This window comes from Aldersonia kunmingensis (assembly GCF_001646865.1).
GTDB lineage: Bacteria > Actinomycetota > Actinomycetes > Mycobacteriales > Mycobacteriaceae > Aldersonia > Aldersonia kunmingensis.
Genome location: NZ_LRRB01000270.1, coordinates 16,252 through 37,411, shown reverse-complemented (window position 1 = coordinate 37,411; position 21,160 = coordinate 16,252). Strand labels below are relative to the sequence as shown.

Sequence of the window (21,160 nt, the reverse complement as noted above, 5' to 3'; positions counted from 1 at the left end):
GTGCTTGCCCTGCGAAAGGTCAGAGCCAGCTGATCGGTCGAATGCTATTCGCCAGATCGATGAGGGCATAGCGGTGTTTGCGGTGCGGCGCCCCCCGCGCCATTATGCGTACCCCGGACTCCGCGCCGTAGCTGAGTCCACGCGGTGTGAACGGGCAGTCGAGTAGGGGCGCATCGCTTTTCGGTCGGTGACCCGCGCGCATCCACATCAGTGCCGAGCCGAGCACCACTGTCTGGAGCTGGATCGAACGGCTCTCGGTCGGCGGCAGCATTCGCACCCGCGTCGCAGCCTCGCGCAGATCGCTCTCAGTCAGATCGTTCGTTGGCCGGCCTGTGAGGATCACCAGCACGCTCGTCATCCGGGCGATCGTGTAGTTGCGTGAGGTGGGCGGAACCTCGTCGAGTACTTCCACAGCCTCGGTCACCTTGTGCTGGGCCGCGAGCTGGCGGGCCAGGCCGAACGCCGCGCTCACCGCGCCATGATCGGTCCGCCACACCGAGCGGTAGTAGTGCTCGGCCTCGCCGCGCCAGTGCTTCCGGTCCGGCGAAAGCCGATGTTGCAGAATCAGATCCGCAGTAGCGGCGAGCGCAAGTTTTGGTGCGATCTCGCCGGGCAGCGCGTCGAGGACCGCATCGAAGCTGGCGAATGCGTCCTCCGGACGCTCCTCGATAAGCGCGATCAGCGCGCGGTACCAGTCGATTCGCCAGGCAGTGCTGTCCAGGCCATCCAGCAAACGGCCCGCGGTTTCGGTCTTGCCGAGATCGAGAAGTGCCTCCACCTCCGCGAGCAACACCTCGAAATCGAAATTGGGCGGCGCGGTGATCTTTCCCTCGCGCACCTCGGCATGAACTCGGCGCAGCGAGTCGAGGCTGAGTTGGGGGTCGTCGCGCACGGTCGCCGCGATCATCGGACTGCACGAGTCGCCGGGATCGAGCAGGGGGAGCGGCAGCGCCCGAGCCACCGTCGTCGCACGCAGCTTGTTGTCGCGCGGCAGGCCGTCAGCGAAGGCATCGGTCTGCGAAATCGATTCGTCGGTACCGAAACTCGCTCGGGCCGGCCGGAACGAGCTGGACAGCCAGGGCCGTTCGTCGCCGGTGTCCTGCGCGAGGATCTCGCGCAGCACTGCGGTCAGTTGTTGCCGGAGCATGATCGCCGAGGTGAACCGGCGATCCGGATGATCGTTCGTGGCGCGCAACAGCAACCGGTGGAACGACGGGTAACGCGACAGAATCGGCGCATCCTCGGGACTCGGGATCCCGGGCGCGTAACGGCCCTTGTGCTTCGGCATATCGATGGTCATCACCGCGAGGGTGCGTCCAACGCTGAAGATCTCGGTCGCGACAGTGGGGCCGGTGTGCACGATCTCCGGTGCCTGATAACCCGGTGTGCCGTAAAGGTTTCCGTACGACTCGAAGGTGGCGACCGCGCCCAGGTCGATCAGTTCGAGCTGATCCTCGGTAAGCATGATGTTGTCGGGCTTGAGGTCGTTGTAGGCCAAGTCGATCGAGTGCAGGTACTCCATCGCCGGCAGGATCTCGATGATGTAGGCGATCGCCTCGGCGACCGGAATCCGTTCGGGCCGTTTGTGTGTCTCGAGCACCTCCTCGAGCGACCGGCCGCCGACGTACTCCATCACGATGTAACCCTGGCTCTGGCCATTGGCAGTCGTGTGCTCGACGAAGTTGTGGATCTTCACGATGCCGGGATGCGAAACCTCGGCGAGGAACTTGCGTTCGGCGACGGCGACGGCCTGCGCATCTGCATCACCGAAGTGCAACAAGCCCTTCAGCACGACCCAACGGTCGCTGACGTTGCGGTCGATCGCCAGATAGATCCAGCCCAGGCCGCCGTGGGCAACGCAGCCCTGTACCTCGTACTGCCCGGCCACCATGTCACCCGGTTGCAGTATCGGACGAAAATCGAAGGGCGCGCCGCAGTTCGGGCAGGTGCCCTCCACAATCGCGGGAAGCCCGGCGCCCGCGCGGCCGACCGGCTTGCCGCATTTCCAGCAGAACCGGCGGGACTCCTCCACGATCGGGTTTGCCAGTACCGCGTCCTTGGGGTCCACCGGCAGTTCGACATCGGGAACCGGGACGAGTCCGCTGCCGAGCCGGCGAGCGGTGTGCCGGGTGGGCCTGCTGCTGCGTCCCGATCCGTGTGGTCCGGTGTCGGGGTCGGGCGGAGTAGGTACGTGCGTCGGATCGACACGCTGTGTGCCGACATCGGTAGTCGGATCGACACGCTGTGTGCCGACATCGGTAGTCGAATCGACACGCTGTGTGCCGATATCCGCCGAATCCTGGTCCGCCATCGCCCCTCAATCCTGATAGGTCGGCGCGGGCGGTCCGGGCGAAGGCCCGAGGACCGTCAACCACCGATCGTAGAGCGAAATCCAGGTCCCGTCGGCCCGGATGCGATCCAATGTGGCGTTGACGGAGCGGACCAGATCGGTTTTGTTCTGGGCAATTCCAATCCCGTAAGGCTCGGCGCTGATGGGATCGCCGACCACGCGCGTGTACGGGTCCTGTACCGCGAGCCCGGCCAGGATCGAATCGTCGGTGCTGATTGCGTCGACCTGTCCCTGCTGCAGTGCGAGCAGGCAATCCGCCCAGTTCGTGACGGTGAGCAGGTCGGCCGCAGGCTGGATCTGCTGGATGTGTTGCATCGATGTGGTGCCGTTGACGACGCACACCCGGCGCCCCGCGAGGTCTGCGATCCCGGCGATGCCAGAGTCGTCGAGGGCCAGAATCCGTTGGCTGGCTTCGAAGTAGACGCTGGAGAAATCGATCTTCTGGCGGCGGGCGCACGTGATCGTCATTGTCTTCGCCACGATGTCAACCGTGTTGTCCTGCAAGGCTTTCTCGCGTTCCGCGGAGCCGAGCATCCGGAACTCGATCAGGTTCGGGTCGCCGAGCAGGTCGCGCGCGATCTCCCGCGCAATATCGACGTCGAAACCCTGGATCGTGCCGGTCTGCGGGTCACGGAAGCTGAACAGGTTGCTGCCGGTGTCCAAGCCGACCAGCAGCCGTCCGCGCGCACGGATCGCATCGATCGTCGGTCCCACGCGATCCTCAGGGTTGGGTACCGGGCGCAGGCTCGCTGTCGGGTCATCGCAATTGGGCCCCGCGGCATCGGTGGTTGGTACCCCCGCAGGAATCGCGGTTGCATCCGGCGGCAGGGGTGGACCGAACGACGTCGAATCAGTGCCGGGAACCGGCGGTGGTTCGTAGTTGCCGCAGCCCACCAGCAGTGCGAGCACAATCAGCGTCCCCGCCGCGAATCCCCGGCGGTTCATCGGTACTCCCAGCCGATGGGTCATCGGTATTCCCAGCCGATGGGTCATCGGTATTCCCTCAGTCGAGGGATCATTCCGACTACGACACATAGCACGGCGATCGCGGCGAGCCCGAACGCACCTGGCACGACACCCTGGAGCGCGCGCGCGGCGCGGGAGGTATCCGCACGCAGTTCGTCGCGCGTCTCCGCGATGCCCTGTTCGAGATCGTCGTCGAGCGCCTCGAAATGGGCCATCGAGTCGTCGTCTCCGGGGCCGACGGCGATCGCGACGGCAGTCGAGTAATCGGTGCGGGCGAAGGCGTCATTCATCCGGTTGTGCGCGGCCACCCACGCATCGATCTGCTGCCGCGCATCGGAGAGAATCCCGCTTCCGCTGGCATCCGACGGGTAGTTGGCGAGGACCCCGCGCAGCGCGTCGATCTTCTGGTCGAAGGCCTGGTCGTATTGGCCGCTGGTATCGCGGCGGGAGAGTTTCAGTGTCTCAGCCGACCGAGCTTGCTGGGCGTAGATGCGTGCGCTTGTGAGCATGTCGGTCGGGATGGCGCCGTCGTCGAGCGCTTCGTGGGTGTCCGCGGCCGCGAGCGACGTTGCCAGTCCTACCCACAGCACCATGATCAGCATGGCGAGCGAGGCCACCACGAGCCCCGGATTGAACACCCGCCGCCATCGCCGGAGCAGATAGAACTGCGCGAAGGCGAGCGTGATCAGCGACAGCGCGAGCAGGGTCAGGGCCAGCCACGGAGGCTGATCGAACCGGTTCAGCGTTTCCTCGACCGCTTCGGACCGTTGCTCGTACAGCTGCTCGGCCAGCGGCAGCACCGTGGCCTGCATCAGGTGCGATGCCTCGCCGAGATAGGACGCGCCGACGGGTAGCCCGATCCGGTTGTCGGCGCGCGCGGTCTCCACCAGTCCGGCGTAGGTGGGGAGCTGCGCCGCGATCGAGGAGAGCTCGACGCGCGCCGGACTGCCGGGCGGCTCATCTCCGGCTGCGCTGCCAGTGGTCGACGCGGCCGCGGACCCGAGCGCCTGCAGATACGCCGCGCGCACCGCCGGTGGTTCGATGCCGCCCGAGATGAAGGCGGTGCTTGCAGCGGCATCGGCAACAGACAGCGCGCTGTAGAGCTGCTGCGCGGAAACCGAGAAGGGCTCGGTCTCGGTGAGCATCTCGTCGAGCCCGGCGCTGCGCTCCGCCGCGGTCAACGCTGTCACCACCCCGGCGATGACGCACAGGACCATCGCGATGATCCCGACACCGGCCAGTTTTGCCGGTGAAGATCGGAGAAACTCCCTGGTATCGGCCGGATCGAGGTGCTGACGAACCAGCGCCGCGGCCGCCCGGGGCGTGAGGTTGTCCAGGGTCGGGCCTATTGGACGTGCCTCCGCAGGCGCAGCCAAGTTCACCTCCGACGGACAGGGCTCGCCGTGCGGCAAGCCGCATCGTCCCCGACACTAACCATTCTCGTACGCGCGGACAGCGAATACAGTGCGTCGGAGGCGATAAGTGACGCCGATGTGAAACGGCGCAACGACGAACAGGTGGATCGACACCATGCGCGGAGACGGCGACGGCTGGTGGTTCAGTCCGGACGGCACCCGGAACTGGGGAAAGCACGGTGCCGCGGGGCTACTGCTGCGTGCCCCGCTCGATGACGGGCGTCCTGGGGTTTTGCTACAGCATCGCGCGGTGTGGAGCCATCAAGGCGGCACCTGGGCGTTGCCCGGCGGGGCCCGGGACAGCCACGAGACCACGGAGCACGCCGCGGTACGCGAGGCGTGGGAGGAAGCCGGGATCGATCAGAGTCTGATCCGGGTCCGTGCCGAGGTCGTCACCGCTCGCGCGCAGGGCGGCTGGACGTACACCACCGTCATCGCCGACACGGCGGAGCCGCTGGCCACGAGCCTGAACATGGAAAGCGCCGAGCTGCGCTGGGTGCCCGAGGACGACGTCGACACGCTGCCGTTGCACCCGGGCTTCGAACTGGCCTGGCCGTCGCTGCGCACCACGTCGGCGCGCGTTGTGCTCGACGGCATCGCGGACGTCGCGGTGCTCGAGGCTGCGCTGCCCCGGACTGTCGCCCTGCCCGGCGAGGGATTTGCCTGGCTGCTTGCCCTCGAACTATCCGAATCCCTGCATGCAGAGTCTGCGCAGATCACCGCCGTGATTACTGCCGGAGCCAGCGCCGCCGGGCTCGTCGGTGACGTCTTCACCCTCTCCGTCGAGGAGATGTTCGCGAGCTGAGTCTCGCGGCGCGAGCCTTCGCCGCGCACCTTTTGGCCCCACCGCGCACGCCCAGGCGTGCGCGGTGACTGCAAAGTGTGCGCGATGAGCCCGGGGATCGGCGCTGTCCAGCAGTGCGCCGTTCGCTGGGGCTTCGCCGCGCAGTTCCAGCGGGGGTGCTTCGCCGCGCACCGTTTCCTGTGATCGCGCACGCCCAGGCCTGCGCGCTGGCCCTGAAACGTGCGCGGTGACCGTATCGACAACCCACGTTTGGTGATGGGGGAACAGCCGTCGAAACATTTCGCTTGACTGGTGCTCAAATTAGTGTTTGAGTGTCAGTCAAATGAAAACGACACGCAGCTACACGCAGACCACCCGGGCCGACAGCAAGATCGCCACCCGGGAGCGGATCACGCAGACCGCGAGCGAGCTTTTTCTCGAGAACACCTACGAGGAAGTCACTCTCGCCGGCATCGCCCGCGCCGCCGGGGTGTCGCACCAGACGGTGCTCAACCACTTCGAGTCAAAGCTCGGCGTGGTGCTAGCCGTCGCCGAATTGATCGGCGCACAGACCACCTCGGTGCGTTACGCCCAACCCGGTGACATCGAGGCCGCGGTACATGCGCTGGTCTCCGACTACGAGCGGATGGGCGACGCCAACTTCCGGTGGGCTGCCTCCGCCGACCGGATTCCCGAGCTCGCGCAGGTGCTCGACGGCGCTCGGGTCGGTCATCAGCAGTGGATCGTCGACATGTTCGGTGACCGACTGCCCACCGAGGCGACCGCGCGCCGCCACGCCATCGGCGCCCTGCATGCCGCGACCGACGTTTACGTCTGGAAGCTGTTGCGCCGCGACCTGAAGCTAAGCCGTTCCGAAACCGAATCCACAATCGTCGACCTGGTGGCCGGCGTTCTGAAAGGACAGTGAAATGAACACATACCTTTTTGCGCTGGTCGACGGCGGCGGCACCGTGCCACCCGAACTCGCCGTCGCACGCCTGCTCCACGAACGCGGGCACCGGGTTGTGGTGCTCGCCGAGGATTCGATGCGCGCCGACGTCGACGCGACGGGCGCGACCTTCCGGCCATGGACGCACGCCACCAACCGTGCGAGCCGTCTCCCCGAGGACGACCCGTACCGCGACTGGGAGTGCACAAATCCGCTGCAAATGTTCGCCCTGTTGCTCGACCTCCAATTCGTTGGTCCGGCACCGGCATACGCCCAGGACACTGCGACCGCGATCGCCGAGATCGAACCGGACCTCGTGGTGTGCTCGATGTTCGCGATGGGTGCGATGGCCGCCGCCGAGGCCGCGGGGCTCCCGTTCGACGTGCTGCTCCCCAACATCTACCTCCTGCCGGCGACCGGCCAACCGCCGATTGGCCTCGGGTTGAAGCCGGCACGCGGACCACTCGGCCGACTGCGCGACACCACTATCAACGCCGTCGTCGGCAGGCAGTGGGCCAAGGGCGTCGAGGGGATCAACGCGTTGCGCACCTCGCTCGGTCTCGCCCCCGTCGACGCCTTCTTCGACCACATTCGCGGTGCCCGACGCCATCTCGTGCTCACCTCGCCCGAGTTCGACTTCACCACCGAACCGCCCGCCAACGTGCGCTACGTCGGTGCGGTGCTCGATGATCCGGCGTGGGCCGCGACCGAACCCTGGTCGGCGCCGGACGGCGATGACCCGCTCGTTCTCGTCTCGCTGTCCTCGACCTTCCAGGACCAGGCCGCGACACTGCAGCGCATCGTCGACGGGCTCGCGACGCTACCGGTCCGTGCGGTGGTCACCACCGGACCGGCGCTGGATCCGGCGACCATCACCGCACCGGACAACGTCACTGTCGTTGCGGCAGCACCACATTCGCAGATTCTCACCCAGGCCGCCGCGGTTATCACCCACGGCGGGCATGGCACGGTGGTCCGCGCGCTCGCCGCCGGTGTGCCGCTGGTGATCCTGCCGCATGGCCGCGATCAGGCTGACAATGCCGTTCGCGTGACCACCCGCGGCGCGGGAGTCATGTTGGCGCGCAAGGCAGCACCGAAGAAGATCGCCGCAGCTGTGCAGAAAGTCGTGACCGGCGATGCATACCGGGCGTCGGCCGGCCGCCTCGGCGCGAGCATCCGACGTGACGCGGCGGGCGATGCGCTCATCGGCGAACTCGAAGACCTTCCACAGGTCGTCGGCTCGTAATTACCCGGTCTGTCGACGTGGTGTCCGCGATCCGGTCCCTGCGGAGAGCGGCACCACGTCAGTCCGGCCGAACGCCATCGCGGTCCCGATCTTGCCGTGCCGCAGCGACAGGATGTCGCGCATGTAGTTCATCCGCAGCTTCCACGGCGCGCGCGTGCCCTGCTTCGGGAACTCGTCCATCGAGCGCAGCACGTACCCGGCGCTGAAGTCCATGAAGGGCACTTCCTCGACCGATGGGTCGCGTTGTGGCGCGGCCCAGCTGAAACCCTGCTCGTCCATATGCGCCAGCAGGCGGCAGGTGTACTCGCACACCAGGTCGGCCTTGAGCGTCCACGAGGCGTTCGTGTATCCGACGATGAAGCTGAAGTTCGGGATGCCGGACAGCATCATCGCGCGGTACGCCATCGTCTGGTTGAGGTCAACGTCGCGGCCGTCGACCGAGATCGTGATGCCACCGAAGACCAGCAGGTTGAGGCCGGTAGCGGTGATGACGACATCGGCCTGGAGTTCCTTACCCGACGTGAGCGTGATGCCCGACTCGGTGAAGGAGTTGATGGTGTCGGTCTCGAACGTCACCGTGCCCTTGCGGATCGCTCGGAAAATGTCGCCGCCCGGAGCCAGGCACAGCCGCTGGTCCCACGGGTTGTAGCGCGGGTTGAAGTGCGTATCGATGTCGTACCCGGGCGGGAGCCACCGCTGCTGGAGCGCCCGGATGCGCCCGCGCATCATCGTCGGGTAGCGCTGGCACAGTTGATACAGCGCGGTCGAGGTGAGCACGTTCTTGGCGCGGATCACCTGATAGGCGACCTTCTCGGAAACCTTGCCGCGCAGTCGCTGCGCGAGTGGATCCTTGCCGGGCAGCGACAGGATGTAGGAAGGCGAGCGCTGCAGCACGGTCACATGCTCCGCTTCCTCCGCCATATTCGGCGCGAGCGTCACCGCGGTTGCGCCGCTGCCGATGATCACCACCCGCTTGTCCGCGTAGTCCAGGTCCGCAGGCCAATGCTGCGGGTGCACGACCTCGCCGGCGAAGGAATCGATGCCCGGAAAGTCGGGCGTGTAGCCCTCGTCGTAGCGGTAGTAACCGGTGCTCGCCATCACGAAGTTCGCGGTGATCTGCAGCGTCTCGTCGGTATCGGTGCGATGCACCGTCACCGTCCACTGCGAATTCGCACTCGACCATTCCATCCGGACCGCACGGTGATGGAAGCGGATGTGCTCGTCGACGTCGTACTCGTGCGCGGTGTCGCGGACGTACTCGAGAATCGACGCGCCATCGGCGATGGCCTCCTCGCCGGTCCACGGCCGGAACCGGTAACCGAGCGTGTACATGTCCGAGTCCGAGCGGATGCCTGGATAGCGGAACAGATCCCACGTGCCGCCCATCGCGCCGCGGCTTTCCAGCAGCATGAACGTGCGGTTCGGGAACGCTGTCCGGATGTGGCACGCGGCGCCGATACCGGACAGTCCGGCTCCGATGATCAGCACATCCACGTGGTCGGTCACGCTTGTTCTCCCGTCGATCAATGGCCGCTCATGCGTTCGTTCCGAGCGCTGGTGTAGCGACCGAGTTGCACGACCTCGGCATCCATTTGGTCGACTACGCCCGGCGAGCGCTTCAAGGTACTGCGCTCGAGCGGGCCGGTGGTGAGCAGCATGCGCAGCCAGCCAATAACCCCGACCCAGCGCGGGACGTACACGCGGCGCTTGCGTTCGGCGAGCCCGGCGACGAACGCGTCGACGCAGTCCTGCACGGGCGCAGTCTTGCCCAGTGGGCCGGGCAGCTTGGCGAGCATCTCCTGGAACGAGGGCAGATCCGATTTCGCGTCCTGAACGAGCGGGGTGTCGATCCAGGACATGTGTGCGGACCCGACACCGACGCCGTGCTCGGCCATCTCGCCTCGCAGCGCGTTGGCGAAATGCTCGACACCGGCCTTGCTGGCGTCGTAGGACGCCATTCCCGGTGCCGCCGCGAATGCGGCGAGCGAGGACACGATGAGGTAGTACCCCTTGCGCTCGGTGACTGACGGCAGGGTGGCGCGGACGGTGTGGAAAGCGCCCAGGATGTTGACGTCGATGACGCGTTTGAACATCTGCGGATCGACCTGCGCGACGCTGCCGTAGCTGGCGATACCGGCATTCGCGAGCACCAGATCGATGCCGCCGAAGCGCTCGATGCCCGACGAAGCGGCCTTGGTCATCGCATCCAGGTCGGATACGTCCGCGACCACACCTAGCGCGTTGTCACCGAGTTCGTTCGCGACTGCGCGCAGTGGTTCCTCGTCGAGATCGACGAGGATCACCGACGCGCCCTCCCGGACCAGCGCACGCGCGGTCGCGGCGCCGATCCCGCGAGCTCCACCCGTGACGAAAACGACCTTGCCTCGCAGGTTGCTGCTCATGCGGTCATTGTGCGCCGTACGACGTGATCGCGTCCTTGAGTTCCCGCGCCGCGCGCTCGGGGTCCTCGGCCTCGGTAATTGCCCGGACGACGACGATCCGGCTGGCACCGGCGGCGAGCACTTCGGTTACGTTGCCGGCGTCGATACCGCCGATGGCGAACCACGGCCGGTGGGGTGACGCGTCGGCGGTGGAGCGGACCAGTTCGATTCCCGCGGCGGCCCGACCCGGCTTGGTGGGCGTCGCCCAGACCGGCCCGGTGCAGAAGTAGTCGGTGTGCTCCTCCACCGCGGCGAGCCCGGCTTGCGCGCGACTGTGCGTCGACCGGCCGATGACGATGTCGTCGCCCAGGATCTTGCGGGCATAGTGCACCGGGAGGTCGTCCTGGCCGAGGTGCAGGACGTCGGCGGAAGCCGCGAGCGCGATGTCGGCCCGGTCGTTCACCGACAGCAGGGCACCGTGCCGCCGGGTCACGGCGCGCAGCTCGGCAAGTGCGCCGAGCTCGGCGCCGGTGTCGAGCGGGCCGAACTTCTTCTCGCCTGCGGATCCCTTGTCACGCAGCTGGACGATGTCCACGCCACCCGCGAGTGCGGCATCGACGAACTGGGCGAGGTCGCCACGTTCACGGCGAGCGTCGGTACAGAGATACAGGCGCGCGCTGGCAAGGCGGTCGCGCGGCGTGAACCGGGTGGAATGCACGGTCTCGACGTTAGCGGCTACCGTGGGAGGACAACACGGGAGTCCCGCAGCGGCGCTCGATGACGCGAATGAGCGTTTCGGTGATTGCGTCGAGTGGGGCTGAGAGGGGGCGGAAGCCCCGACCGTCAGGACCTGATCCGGATCATGCCGGCGCGGGGAGTAAAGGTGGAATCGATGCGCAATCTCGGGATCGTCGGCGGTGGCGTCGTCGGGCTCGGGATCGCTTGGCGCGCCGCCGAGGCCGGTTGGTCGGTCACCCTGTACGACCCCGATCTGGGCCGTGGTGCCTCGTGGGTGGCCGGCGGCATGCTTGCGCCACTCTCGGAAGGCTGGCCCGGCGAGGAACAGGCGCTCGAATTCGGCGCCGCGTCGCTGGCCCGCTGGCCCGAGTTCGCCCGCCGACTCGAGACTGTCACCGGCATTTCCGTCTTCGCCGCCGAGGGTGTGCTGACCGTCGCGCTCGACACCGCGGACGCCGCCGACCTGCGCACCATCGCGGAATGGGTGGGCAGGCAAGGCTTCGACATGTGGCTGCTGGACCGGGCCGGAGTGCGCGAGATCGAGCCGGCACTCAGCCGCGGTGCTCGCCTCGGGTTGTTCGCGCCCAACGAACTCGCCATCGACAACCGCGCGCTCGTCGGCGCCCTGCGTGCCGCTGCGGTGGCCGCCGGTGTCACGTTCGTCGCAGAGGAAGTGACCAGCCTCAGTTCGCTGCGGTCCGATCAGATCGTCGTCGCGGCGGGACACGGCTCGCCCAAGCTGTGGGCCGGGCTGCCGGTGCGCCCGGTGAAGGGCGAGATCCTGCGTCTGCGCGCACGCCCGGGCGTCGCGCCGCCGCCGGAGAAGGTGGTTCGTGCGCGCGTGCACGGCAGGCCGCTGTACCTGGTGCCCCGTGAGGACGGGATCGTCATCGGTGCCACGCAGTACGAGGCTGCCGACACCGCGGTCACCGTCGCCGGGGTGCGCGACCTGATCGCGGACGCGGAGGCACTTGTCCCCGGCATCGGCGAGTACGAACTGCACGAGGCGATCGCCGGTCTGCGGCCGATGACCCCGGACAACCTGCCGCTGATCGGCCGGGTGAGCGACCGCGTTGTGGTCGCCACCGGGCACGGCCGCAACGGGATGCTCACCACCCCGCTGACCGTGGACGCGGTGCTCGCCGAACTCGGCGGCGAGCATCTCGCCGAAGCAAAACACGCACGACACGATCGATTTGCCGGAGGGAAGCGATGAGCCAAATCGGCATCACCGTCAACGGAGCTGAGCACTACTTCGACGCAGAGTTGACGGTGCGCGAGCTGCTCGACCGGCTGAACCTGCCGTGCAAGGGGATCGCGCTCGCAGTTGATGGCGCGGTGTTCCCGAAGTCCCGCTGGGACGAGCCCGTAGGCCGTGGTTGGGAGATCGAGGTGCTCACGGCGGTGCAGGGTGGCTGAGGTCAGCGTGCACGACGAACCGCTCGTCATCGCGGGCCGCAGCTTTGGCTCGCGGCTGATCATGGGCACCGGCGGTGCGGAAAACCTGGCCGTACTCGAACACGCGCTGGTCGCGTCCGGCACCGAGCTGACGACCGTGGCGATGCGCCGGGTCGACGCCGCGGGCGGCACGGGCGTGCTGGATCTGCTCAAGCGGCTAGAGATCGCTCCGCTGCCGAACACCGCCGGCTGCCGCGGCGCTGCCGACGCGGTGCTCACCGCGCAGCTCGCGCGCGAGGCACTGGAGACCGACTGGGTGAAGCTCGAGGTGATCGCCGACGAGCGCACGCTGCTTCCCGACGCGATCGAGCTCGTCGCCGCTGCGGAGCAGTTGGTCGACGACGGGTTCACCGTGCTGCCGTACACCACGGACGACCCGATTCTGGCCAAGCGGCTCGAGGATGTCGGGTGCGCGGCCGTCATGCCGCTCGGCTCACCGATCGGTACCGGGCTAGGGATCGCGAACCCGCACAACATCGAGATGATCGTTGACGGTGCCGGGGTTCCGGTAATCCTCGACGCAGGCATCGGGACCGCCAGCGATGCCACGCTCGCGATGGAACTCGGCTGTGACGCGGTGCTGCTCGCGACTGCGGTAACCCGCGCGCGCCAGCCCGAGCTGATGGCCGCCGCGATGGCGGACGCCGTCCGCGCCGGGCATCGCGCTCGCCGCGCCGGGCGTATCCCGAAGCGGTTCTGGGCCCAGGCCTCGTCGCCGTCGCTCGACTGACGAACTCTCGCGCGAGGGCGGGGCTGCCCCCGACCGGCACTTTCCGCGCGCCTATACGGTGGAGCCCATGATCGAAGTCAGGGGTCTGACCAAACACTTCGGCGCCACCAAGGCGGTCGAGGATCTGAGCTTCACCGTGCCGCCCGGGCAGGTGACCGGCTTCCTCGGCCCGAATGGCGCAGGCAAGTCCACCACGATGCGCATGATCCTCGGGCTGGACCGCCCGACGTCGGGTGAGGCGCTGATCCTTGGCAAGCGCTACGCGGATCTCGAGCATCCGCTGCGCAGCGTGGGCGCCCTGCTCGACGCCAAGTGGGTACACCCGAACCGTTCGGCGCGGGCGCACCTGCAGTGGATGGCCGCCTCGAACGGCATCGCGAAGAGCCGCGTTGACGAGGTGCTCAATCTGGTCGGGCTCACCGAGGTGGCAGGCAAGAAGGCTGGCGGCTTCTCGCTCGGCATGAGCCAGCGGCTCGGGCTCGCTGCCGCGTTGCTCGGCGACCCGCCTGTGCTGATGTTCGACGAGCCGGTCAACGGACTCGATCCCGAGGGCATCGCCTGGATCCGGCGCTTCATGCAGCGTCTCGCTGCCGAGGGACGCACCGTGCTCGTGTCGAGCCACCTGCTCGCCGAGATGGCGCAGACGGCAGCCCACCTGGTCGTGATCGGCCGGGGCAAGCTCATCTCCGAGTCGACCGTGCAGGAGTTCATCGACCGGTCCTCCGAGTCGACGGTTCGCGTGCGCAGCCCCCAGCTCGACCAGCTCCGCAGCGCGCTGAGCACAAACGGCGTGCAGGTGCGCGACGACGGAGCGGCCGGTGCGCTACTGGTGACCGGCTCGACCACCGACGCGGTGGGTCAGCTCGCCGCCGACAACGGCATCACGCTGTTCGAGCTTGCCGCGCAACGCGGCTCGCTCGAGGACGCATTCATGAAACTGACCGGCGGTGAGGTTCAGTACCACGGCCAGGGGCTCGACGAGGTCATGGGAGGAACGCTGTGATCAGCGTATTGACGGCCGAACGAATCAAGTTAACCTCGGTGCGCTCGCCGTGGTGGTGCACCGTCATCATCATCGCGATCGGGCTCGGCTTCGGTGCACTGATGGGCTGGGTCGGCAAGCAGGCGGCCGCGGATCCCGAGAATGCCGAGGGCTTTCCGGGGCTGACCGTCGATGTCGCGGCAGGCGGGGTGAGCGGTTTCGGCGTGCTGGTGTTGATGATCCTCGCGGCACTCACCGTCACCAGTGAGTACCGCTTCGGCGTCATCCGCACGACCTTCCAGGCGATGCCTTCTCGCGCGAAAGTGCTTGTCGCCAAGGGTCTTCTGACGGGTGTTTACGGTGCCGTGCTGACGTTCGTGCTCGCCTTTGTGGCCTACTACCTGGCCAAGGCGATCGCGGGTGGCGACGGCAGCGCGGAGTTGGTGCTGTCCAGCGCTGACGATTGGCGCAAGATGTACGCCATTCCGGTCTACGCGGCCCTGTGCGCGTTCCTGTCGATCGCCGTGGGTGCCCTGCTGCGTCAGTCCGCAGCCGCGATTGCGTTGCTTCTGCTGTGGCCGTTGTTGATCGAGAGCCTGTTCGGGCTGTTCGGTTCGTTCGGCAGGACCGTCCAGCCGTTCCTGCCGTTCACCAACGCGCAGCTGTTCCTCGGTTCGGATCAGGGCATCGATTTCCACTGGGGTCCGTGGGGCGCACTGCTGTACTTCGTCGCATTCGTCGCTGTTGTGTTCGGGGCAGCGGCCTACGTGGTGAACAAGCGCGACGCCTGACGACGATGCGGTTCGCGCTCGCCGGTCTGACAGCACTCGTGCTGGTGTTGTGCGGTTGCGGCGGTGAGGAACCGAGCCGACCGCCGCAACCACTGCGCGACCTGGCAAGTGCGATAGACGCGGACGCACTCGTCGCGCATCTGGACCACCTGCAGCGCGCCGCCGACGAGCACGGCGGCAATCGTTCCGCCGGCACGCCGGGCTATGACGCGAGCGCCGACTACGTCGCGGGCGCGCTGCGCGATCGCGGATTCGACGTCGACACGCCGGAGTTCACTTTCGACACCTACGACGTCGTGGCACATCGGCTGACGGTGGATGAGCGCGAACTCGGCTCGGACGTGGCCGAGTACTCACCGGCCACGCCACCGGGTGGTATCACCGCGCCACTGCTGGCCCTGCCGGACGAGGACGGACCCGGTTGCGAGCCGGAGGATTACGACGGCAAGTCCGCTCGGGGATCGATCGTGCTGATCCCGCGCGGGGTGTGCCCATTCGCGGACAAGGCCCGCATTGCGGCGGACCAGGGCGCGCTTGCGGTGATCGTGGCCAATGTCGAGGACGGCCCGATTCCGGGCGCGACGCTGGGTGAGGCGTCGGATGGCACCATTCCGATCCTGGTGGTGGACAACAACACCGGCGCGGATGTCGCGGGCACAACGGGCCCGGTGACGGTGCTGGTGGATGCGAGCTCCCGCGCCATCACGACGCGCAACGTGATCGCCCAGACCCGAACCGGCGCAACCGACAACGTGGTGCTGGTCGGCGCGCATCTCGACAGCGTCCGGGAAGGCCCCGGGATCAACGACAACGGCAGCGGTACCGCGGCGGTGCTCGAGACGGCGCTGCAACTCGGGGATTCGCCGCAGGTGACGAACGCTGTCCGCTTCGCATTCTGGGGTGCCGAGGAGGAAGGGTTGCTCGGGTCGTACGAGTACCTGGATGCGCTGAAACCCGAGCAGCGACTCGATATCGCGCTGTACCTCAACTTCGACATGCTCGGCTCGCCCAACGCCGGGCATTTCGTCTACGACGGTGATGACTCCGAGCATGCCGGTGAGCCCGCGGGACCCGAGGGGTCGGCGGCCATCGAGCGCACGTTGACGGAGTACCTGCAGTCCCGGGGGTTCGACCCGCGCGCGACGGATCTCGACGGGCGCTCGGACTACAGCGGGTTCCTTAACCACGGAATCCCGGTGGGTGGCACCGATACCGGCGCGGAGGAAAACAAGACCGAGCCCGAGGTGCAGTTGTGGGGCGGCACCGCCGGGCAGCCCTACGACCCGAACTATCACGGGCCGGGGGATACCGCCGCGAACGTGAACCGGGACGTGCTCACCATCGAGGCCGCGGCGGTGGCAGAGGCGGTCGCGCACTATGCGGCCGCTATCGACGGACCGAACGGGGTGCCCGCGCGGGCGGATCGGGAGCGGTTGCGCGGCGATCAGGCCTGAGACCGGCACGCGCTCGTTAGGGTGGTTCGAGGGGTAATGCCGAGCCGATCGGAGGCGATCGTGGGCGATTACGGACATGAACCACGGTTCGGGGTGTTCGCCAATCCCGCAGCCGAATCCGCGCGGCACGTTGTGCAGGTCGCCGAGGTGGCAGACGGCGCCGGACTCGACCTGATCGGTGTGCAGGACCACCCGTATCAGCGCCGATTTCTCGACGCGTTCGCATTGATGACCACGCTGCTCGCGCGCACCGAGCGGATCAGTGTGTTCCCCGATGTCGCGTGCCTTCCGCTGCGCCCGCCCGCGGTGATGGCGAAAACCGCTGCGACGCTCGACATCCTGTCCGGTGGACGGTTCATCCTCGGCCTCGGGGCAGGCGGATTCTGGGATGCGATCGAGGGATTCGGCGGGCCGCGGCGATCGCCCGGCGACGCGGCAACCGCGCTCATCGAGGCCACCGATGTGGCTCGTGCGATCTGGTCGACCGAGCGATCCGTCACATACGACGGCCAGGTCTACCAACTCGCCGGTATCCACCCCGGTCCACCGCCGGAACACGGCGTTCCGATCTGGTGGGGCGTGCTCGGCCCGCGCATGCTCAGCGAAACCGGGCGCCACGCGGATGGCTGGGTGCCGTCGGCGAGCTACTTCCCGCCCGAGAAGCTGGCCGCCGGGCATGCGCGCATCGATGACGGCGCCGCCGCTGCCGGGCGCGAGCCGAGTGAGATCCGCCGCGTGTACAACGTGTTCGGTTCGATCCCCACCACCGGTTCCAAGGGGTTCCTCAACGGTCCCGTGGGGCAGTGGATCGACGAGCTGACCGAACTCGTCGTCGATGGCGGCATGGACACCTTCATCTTTGGGACCGAGGGCGACGATCTAGATCAGATCCGTAAGTTTGCGGCCGAGGTGGTCCCTGCCGTGCGGGAAGCGGTGGCTCGCGAGCGGGGCTGATCGCAAGGTGTGAACGGAAGTTCCGTTGCGTTCAACGCAGTGAACGATCCGTTCACCCCGCTGAGCGCAGTGAACGATCCGTTCACCCGCGGAAATGGGGGCCGATCGCAGGTGGTGCAAGTTTCTTTTCGGCGTCGGTCGAAAACGGGCAACCTCATTCGAAGGTTTGGTGACCGGGCGGCAAGACCGCCGCACGGCGAACCGATCAGGAGGCAGTCATGCGCGTAATGGTGATGATTCAGGGAGACGGCGTCGACGAGGACAAGATCGCCCCGACCGAGGCGATGATGGCCGAGATGACCACGTACAACGAGCAGCTGGTCAGCGCCGGCATCATGCTCGACGGCGAGGGTCTGCGGCCCACCTCGGACGGTGCGCGGATCGTGTGGCAGGGCGGCACCACATCGGTGGTGGACGGCCCGTTCGTCGAATCGAAGGAGATCATCGCGGGGTACTGGCTCTGGGAGGTCAGCTCGCTCGAGGAGGCAATCGAGTGGGCCAAGCGGTGCCCTTCGCCTCCGGCAGATGCGACCGGTCGGCAGCTGCTCGAGATCCGGCCGATCTATGACATGAACGACGTCGACCCCGATGTGTACACCCCCGAGTTGCGCGAGCGTGAAGAGCAGCTCAACGAGCGAATTCGCGAACAGCATCCGACGAGCTAGCGGGCAACGACATGCCGGACGTCACCCGCACCATCGAGGCGATCTGGCGGATGGAGTCGGCGCAGATCATCGCGTCGCTCACCCGGATGGTTCGTGACCTCGGCCTGGCGGAAGAGGTTGCGCAGGATGCGTTCCTCGCCGCGCTCGAGCAGTGGCCCGAGCGCGGCGTTCCTGCGAACCCGGGGGCCTGGCTGACCAAGACCGCCAAATTCAAGGCAATCGACCGCATTCGCCGCGAGCATGCCCGGGACGAGAGGTACGCGGAGATCGCGCGCGATCTCGCCCAAAACCCGGACCCGGAACCGGCGGCAGCGGCGCTGCGGGACGACGTGCTCGCACTGATCTTCACCGCATGTCACCCCGTGCTGCCTCGCGAGGCACGGGTCGCACTGACCCTGCGAGTGGTGGCCGGTCTGCGCACCGAGGAGATCGCGCGGGCCTTCCTGGTGTCGTCGACGACGCTCGGGCAGCGGATCTCTCGGGCCAAGCGCACGCTTGCCGAGGCCCATGTGCCGTTCGAGGTGCCACAGCCCGACGAACTACCCGAGCGGGTTTCCGCGGTGCTCGAGGTGATCTACCTCGTGTTCAACGAGGGCTACTCGGCCACCTCGGGCGATGCGTGGGTGCGCCGCGACCTTGCCGAGGAGGCGATGCGACTCGGACGCGTCCTCGCCGGTCTGCTGCCGAATCAGCCGGAGGTGCATGGGTTGCTCGCACTGATGGAACTCAATGCTTCCCGGTTCGCCACGCGCGTGGACGCGAACGGTGCACCGATCCTGTTACCCGATCAGGACCGCTCGCGCTGGGATCGCACACTGATCCGGCACGGCCTCGCCGCGCTCGACCGCGCGATCACCCTGCGCCGCCCACTCGGCCCGTACACCGTGCAGGCCGCAATCGCCGGCTGCCATTCGCGGGCCAAAAGCTTCGATGAAACTGATTGGGAGGCAATCGTTTCGCTCTACGACGCGCTCGGTCAGCTGGCCCCGTCGCCCGTCGTGGCGCTCAATCGTGCAGTCGCCCTCCTGCACGCCGACGGTCCGGAAGTCGCGCTGATCGCTCTCGACGAGGTGGGGGAGGACCCGCGGATGGCCGGGTTCCACCTGTTCGGCGCGGTGCGTGGTGACGTGCTCACGAAGCTGGGCCGGTTTGGGGATGCCGCAAGAGTTTTGGAGGCCGCGGCGGAGGTAGCGCCGACGAAGCACGAGCGGAGTCTGTTGCTCGAGCGGGCGGCGGCGGCAGCGGAGATGACGGGTCAGTTCGGCTCTTCCAGTCGCCACAGTGGCGACACCGGCCCATGCCCACCACCGAGGTCGTAGGCGGCGGCGAGGCAGCGCGTCACCCATTCCTTCGCGAACCCGAACGCATCCGGGACCGAATACCCGTGTGCGAGTGCGGAAGCGATGGCAGCGGCGAGTGTGTCGCCACCGCCGTGATCGTTGCCGGTGTCGATGCGCGGTGCGGTGAACTCGTGGAACTCGTTGCCGTCGAAGAGCAGGTCGGTGCTCTCGGTCGAACTGCGCAGGTGCCCGCCCTTTACGACAGCCCACTGCGCGCCGAGTTGGTGGAGGGTCTCGGCGGCGCGGCGTGCGGTGGCGTCGTCGACCACGTCGATTCCGGTGATGAGCCGTACTTCGTCGAGATTGGGGGTCACCACGGTCGCACGCGGGATCAGCGTGTTGCGCACGGCGTCGAGCGCCTCGGGGTGCAGCAGCGGATCGCCGTGCATCGACGCGCACACGGGGTCGACCACGAGCGGAATCGCGTGGCCTTTGCCGATGCCAACCTCGTCGCAGACCTCGGCGACGGCATTGATGATCGCGGAGGAGGCGAGCATGCCGGTCTTGGCGGCACCCACGCCGATATCGCTCACCACGGAGCGGACCTGGTCGGCCACGATCTGCGGCGGGATCTCGTGGAACCCGCTGACACCGAGCGAGTTCTGCACGGTCACGGCGGCAACGGCGACGCATGCGTGTACGCCGCACATGGCCATCGTGCGGCTGTCGGCCTGGATGCCGGCGCCGCCACCCGAGTCGGTTCCTGCGATCGTCAGCGCCCGGACAGGGGTTGTTCCGGACGGAGCGAGCGGCAGCAGATCCATTCCGCAGACCCTACTTGGGGGACGCTCTGTAACCGGTTGCGGCCGATTCTGCCGGTATCCCGCCTGGTAGGCGTCCTAGTGGTTGGACAGCGTCAGCCGAGCGACTTGCGCCGTCGCCGCGCCACCGCAATCACCTCGTCCGCAACACCCGAAACGCTCTCGAATACGTCTGCCGCGGCATAGCGCAGGACGAGGAAGCCCTGCAGCACCATCCAGTTCTGTCGGCGGCGATCCCTCCGAAATACCGCGGGATCGTTGTGGAACGCGAGTCCGTCGACTTCGACGACCAACCGGGCGCGAGCGTCGAGGAAGTCCGCGTAGAAGGGGCCGACCGGCGCGTTGGGTGCCATCGTGAAGTCTCGGCGGGCAAATTCGCGGGCGAGGAGGTGCTCGGGTTCGGACGCGGCAGCCGGCGCAGCGGTCCGGATCTGGCGGAGAACCTCGCCGTTCCCAACACGTCCGGGGTGCTTCTTGTGCAGCAAGCGCAGGGCCTCGATGTTCACGGTGCGAGACAGTTCCGCATCGATCAGGCGGTCGGCCTCCGCCTTCGGCAATACAGCAAGGCAGTCGATCAGTGCTTGCTCCGGTCCGACGGTGGGCATGTCCCACGATTTGACCACCTCTTCGGGCGGCAGGTCTCGTCGGTACAGGCGAAGCCACCCCGGCGTCGACTTGTGCAGGTTCGGGGGCACGGTTTCTTCGAATAGTCGCGCCTCGGGCAGCATGTGCCACAACCAGGCCGCGGTGCGGTGACTGAATACCGCCGCCGGTTCCCACGCGAGGATCGCGGCACATCGAGTGAGCGCGTTGGGTTCGCGGATGCTGTAGACCGACGGAAGTAGTCGGTGGTAGCGCCCGCGGCGGCAGCGCTTGTCGAGGTCGTATCCGTGAGACCTTCCATTCGTAGCTGTGCTCTCGTTCGTACCCCGAAGTCGTACACAGTCGGAGCGTGTCGACTCTGTGGGCATCGATCGACCGATGTGCGCCGAATGTGGACAACTTTCTCGCTATCCCCAATCGGCCAAGGGGTGCCCGCTGACCGCTGGCGTCGTGTATCGACGGAATCCCGTTCGCGAACCGAGTGGGTGGTTGCCCAGCGTCCCCGGCTTGCGCAGATACACGAATTGGTGATTAGTTAGTAGCAATCAACTAATTATTTTGGTGCGCGAGCGTCTGGTCGCACGATCGCATTC

Annotated in this window: 20 protein-coding genes; 12 read left to right on the top strand and 8 right to left on the bottom strand. The window is 67.2% G+C overall.

Annotated features, from left to right (window positions below; all coding sequences use genetic code 11):
• Positions 1-19 precede the first annotated feature (19 nt).
• From A8G08_RS21490 to A8G08_RS21480, 3 genes are read right to left on the bottom strand one after another with little or no spacing between them, the layout of a single operon-like run.
• On the bottom strand, positions 20-2,311 hold the full coding sequence (locus A8G08_RS21490; RefSeq protein ID WP_068278658.1) for a serine/threonine-protein kinase: 2,292 nt from the start codon (positions 2,309-2,311) through the stop codon (positions 20-22).
• Positions 2,312-2,317: 6 nt separating this feature from the next.
• A complete protein-coding gene (locus A8G08_RS21485) occupies positions 2,318-3,295 on the bottom strand; it encodes a glutamate ABC transporter substrate-binding protein (RefSeq protein ID WP_068278656.1) in 978 nt (325 codons plus the stop codon).
• A 44-nt stretch (positions 3,296-3,339) separates the two neighbouring features.
• On the bottom strand, positions 3,340-4,698 hold the full coding sequence (locus A8G08_RS21480) for an MCP four helix bundle domain-containing protein (protein ID WP_068278654.1): 1,359 nt from the start codon (positions 4,696-4,698) through the stop codon (positions 3,340-3,342).
• Positions 4,699-4,846: 148 nt separating this feature from the next.
• Here A8G08_RS21480 and A8G08_RS21475 point away from each other — a divergent pair, with 148 nt between their 5' ends.
• The 3 genes from A8G08_RS21475 to A8G08_RS21465 all read left to right on the top strand — a co-directional run bounded on the left by A8G08_RS21475 (position 4,847) and on the right by A8G08_RS21465 (position 7,710).
• Positions 4,847-5,536 carry an NUDIX hydrolase gene (locus tag A8G08_RS21475; protein ID WP_068278652.1) on the top strand — a complete coding sequence of 230 codons (690 nt, stop codon included), beginning with the start codon at positions 4,847-4,849 and terminating at the stop codon, positions 5,534-5,536.
• Between the two features lie 322 nt (positions 5,537-5,858).
• Positions 5,859-6,443 carry a TetR/AcrR family transcriptional regulator gene (locus A8G08_RS21470; protein ID WP_068278650.1) on the top strand — a complete coding sequence of 195 codons (585 nt, stop codon included), beginning with the start codon at positions 5,859-5,861 and terminating at the stop codon, positions 6,441-6,443.
• A gap of 1 nt (position 6,444) precedes the next feature.
• Positions 6,445-7,710 (top strand): nucleotide disphospho-sugar-binding domain-containing protein, encoded by a 1,266-nt coding sequence (locus A8G08_RS21465; RefSeq protein ID WP_068278648.1) that lies wholly within the window; start codon positions 6,445-6,447, stop codon positions 7,708-7,710.
• Here the strand turns inward: A8G08_RS21465 and A8G08_RS21460 are convergent, their stop codons facing one another.
• The 3 genes from A8G08_RS21460 to thiE are packed head-to-tail and all read right to left on the bottom strand — an operon-like array spanning position 7,711 to position 10,809.
• The gene (locus A8G08_RS21460) at positions 7,711-9,216 is read right to left on the bottom strand and encodes a flavin-containing monooxygenase (protein ID WP_084436689.1); all 1,506 of its coding nucleotides are present in this window, start codon (positions 9,214-9,216) and stop codon (positions 7,711-7,713) included.
• Between the two features lie 17 nt (positions 9,217-9,233).
• Positions 9,234-10,112: an SDR family oxidoreductase gene (locus tag A8G08_RS21455; protein WP_068278644.1), complete on the bottom strand. Its 879-nt coding sequence runs from the start codon at positions 10,110-10,112 to the stop codon at positions 9,234-9,236.
• 4 nt (positions 10,113-10,116) lie between these two features.
• Positions 10,117-10,809 (bottom strand): thiamine phosphate synthase, encoded by a 693-nt coding sequence (gene thiE / locus A8G08_RS21450; RefSeq protein ID WP_068278642.1) that lies wholly within the window; start codon positions 10,807-10,809, stop codon positions 10,117-10,119.
• A gap of 174 nt (positions 10,810-10,983) precedes the next feature.
• Between thiE and thiO the strand changes: the two genes are divergently transcribed.
• The 9 genes from thiO to A8G08_RS21405 all read left to right on the top strand — a co-directional run bounded on the left by thiO (position 10,984) and on the right by A8G08_RS21405 (position 19,182).
• Positions 10,984-12,045, top strand: a complete 1,062-nt coding sequence (gene thiO / locus A8G08_RS21445) for a glycine oxidase ThiO (protein WP_068278766.1) — start codon at positions 10,984-10,986, stop codon at positions 12,043-12,045.
• Positions 12,042-12,248: a sulfur carrier protein ThiS gene (gene thiS / locus A8G08_RS21440; protein ID WP_068278640.1), complete on the top strand. Its 207-nt coding sequence runs from the start codon at positions 12,042-12,044 to the stop codon at positions 12,246-12,248. The genes thiO and thiS overlap by 4 nt, the downstream gene beginning before the upstream one ends.
• Positions 12,249-12,309: 61 nt before the next feature.
• On the top strand, positions 12,310-13,017 hold the full coding sequence (gene thiG / locus A8G08_RS21435) for a thiazole synthase (protein ID WP_068278764.1): 708 nt from the start codon (positions 12,310-12,312) through the stop codon (positions 13,015-13,017).
• Between the two features lie 67 nt (positions 13,018-13,084).
• Positions 13,085-14,020: an ABC transporter ATP-binding protein gene (locus A8G08_RS21430; protein WP_068278638.1), complete on the top strand. Its 936-nt coding sequence runs from the start codon at positions 13,085-13,087 to the stop codon at positions 14,018-14,020.
• Positions 14,020-14,790 (top strand): ABC transporter permease, encoded by a 771-nt coding sequence (locus tag A8G08_RS21425; protein ID WP_068278762.1) that lies wholly within the window; start codon positions 14,020-14,022, stop codon positions 14,788-14,790. The genes A8G08_RS21430 and A8G08_RS21425 overlap by 1 nt, the downstream gene beginning before the upstream one ends.
• Before the next feature lie 5 nt (positions 14,791-14,795).
• Positions 14,796-16,244 carry a M28 family peptidase gene (locus A8G08_RS21420; protein WP_068278636.1) on the top strand — a complete coding sequence of 483 codons (1,449 nt, stop codon included), beginning with the start codon at positions 14,796-14,798 and terminating at the stop codon, positions 16,242-16,244.
• A gap of 60 nt (positions 16,245-16,304) precedes the next feature.
• Positions 16,305-17,198, top strand: a complete 894-nt coding sequence (locus A8G08_RS21415) for an LLM class flavin-dependent oxidoreductase (RefSeq protein ID WP_068278761.1) — start codon at positions 16,305-16,307, stop codon at positions 17,196-17,198.
• Between the two features lie 218 nt (positions 17,199-17,416).
• Complete coding sequence (locus A8G08_RS21410) at positions 17,417-17,863, top strand: YciI family protein (RefSeq protein ID WP_068278634.1); 447 nt, start codon at positions 17,417-17,419, stop codon at positions 17,861-17,863.
• A gap of 11 nt (positions 17,864-17,874) precedes the next feature.
• Complete coding sequence (locus A8G08_RS21405) at positions 17,875-19,182, top strand: RNA polymerase sigma factor (protein ID WP_245672938.1); 1,308 nt, start codon at positions 17,875-17,877, stop codon at positions 19,180-19,182.
• On the opposite strand, the gene thiD is transcribed toward A8G08_RS21405, so the two are convergent.
• The gene (thiD, locus tag A8G08_RS21400; RefSeq protein ID WP_068278632.1) at positions 19,119-19,967 is read right to left on the bottom strand and encodes a bifunctional hydroxymethylpyrimidine kinase/phosphomethylpyrimidine kinase; all 849 of its coding nucleotides are present in this window, start codon (positions 19,965-19,967) and stop codon (positions 19,119-19,121) included. The two genes, A8G08_RS21405 and thiD, sit on opposite strands and share 64 nt — an antisense overlap.
• A 92-nt stretch (positions 19,968-20,059) precedes the next feature.
• On the bottom strand, positions 20,060-20,935 hold the full coding sequence (locus A8G08_RS21395; RefSeq protein WP_084436685.1) for an endonuclease domain-containing protein: 876 nt from the start codon (positions 20,933-20,935) through the stop codon (positions 20,060-20,062).
• Positions 20,936-21,160 lie beyond the last annotated feature (225 nt).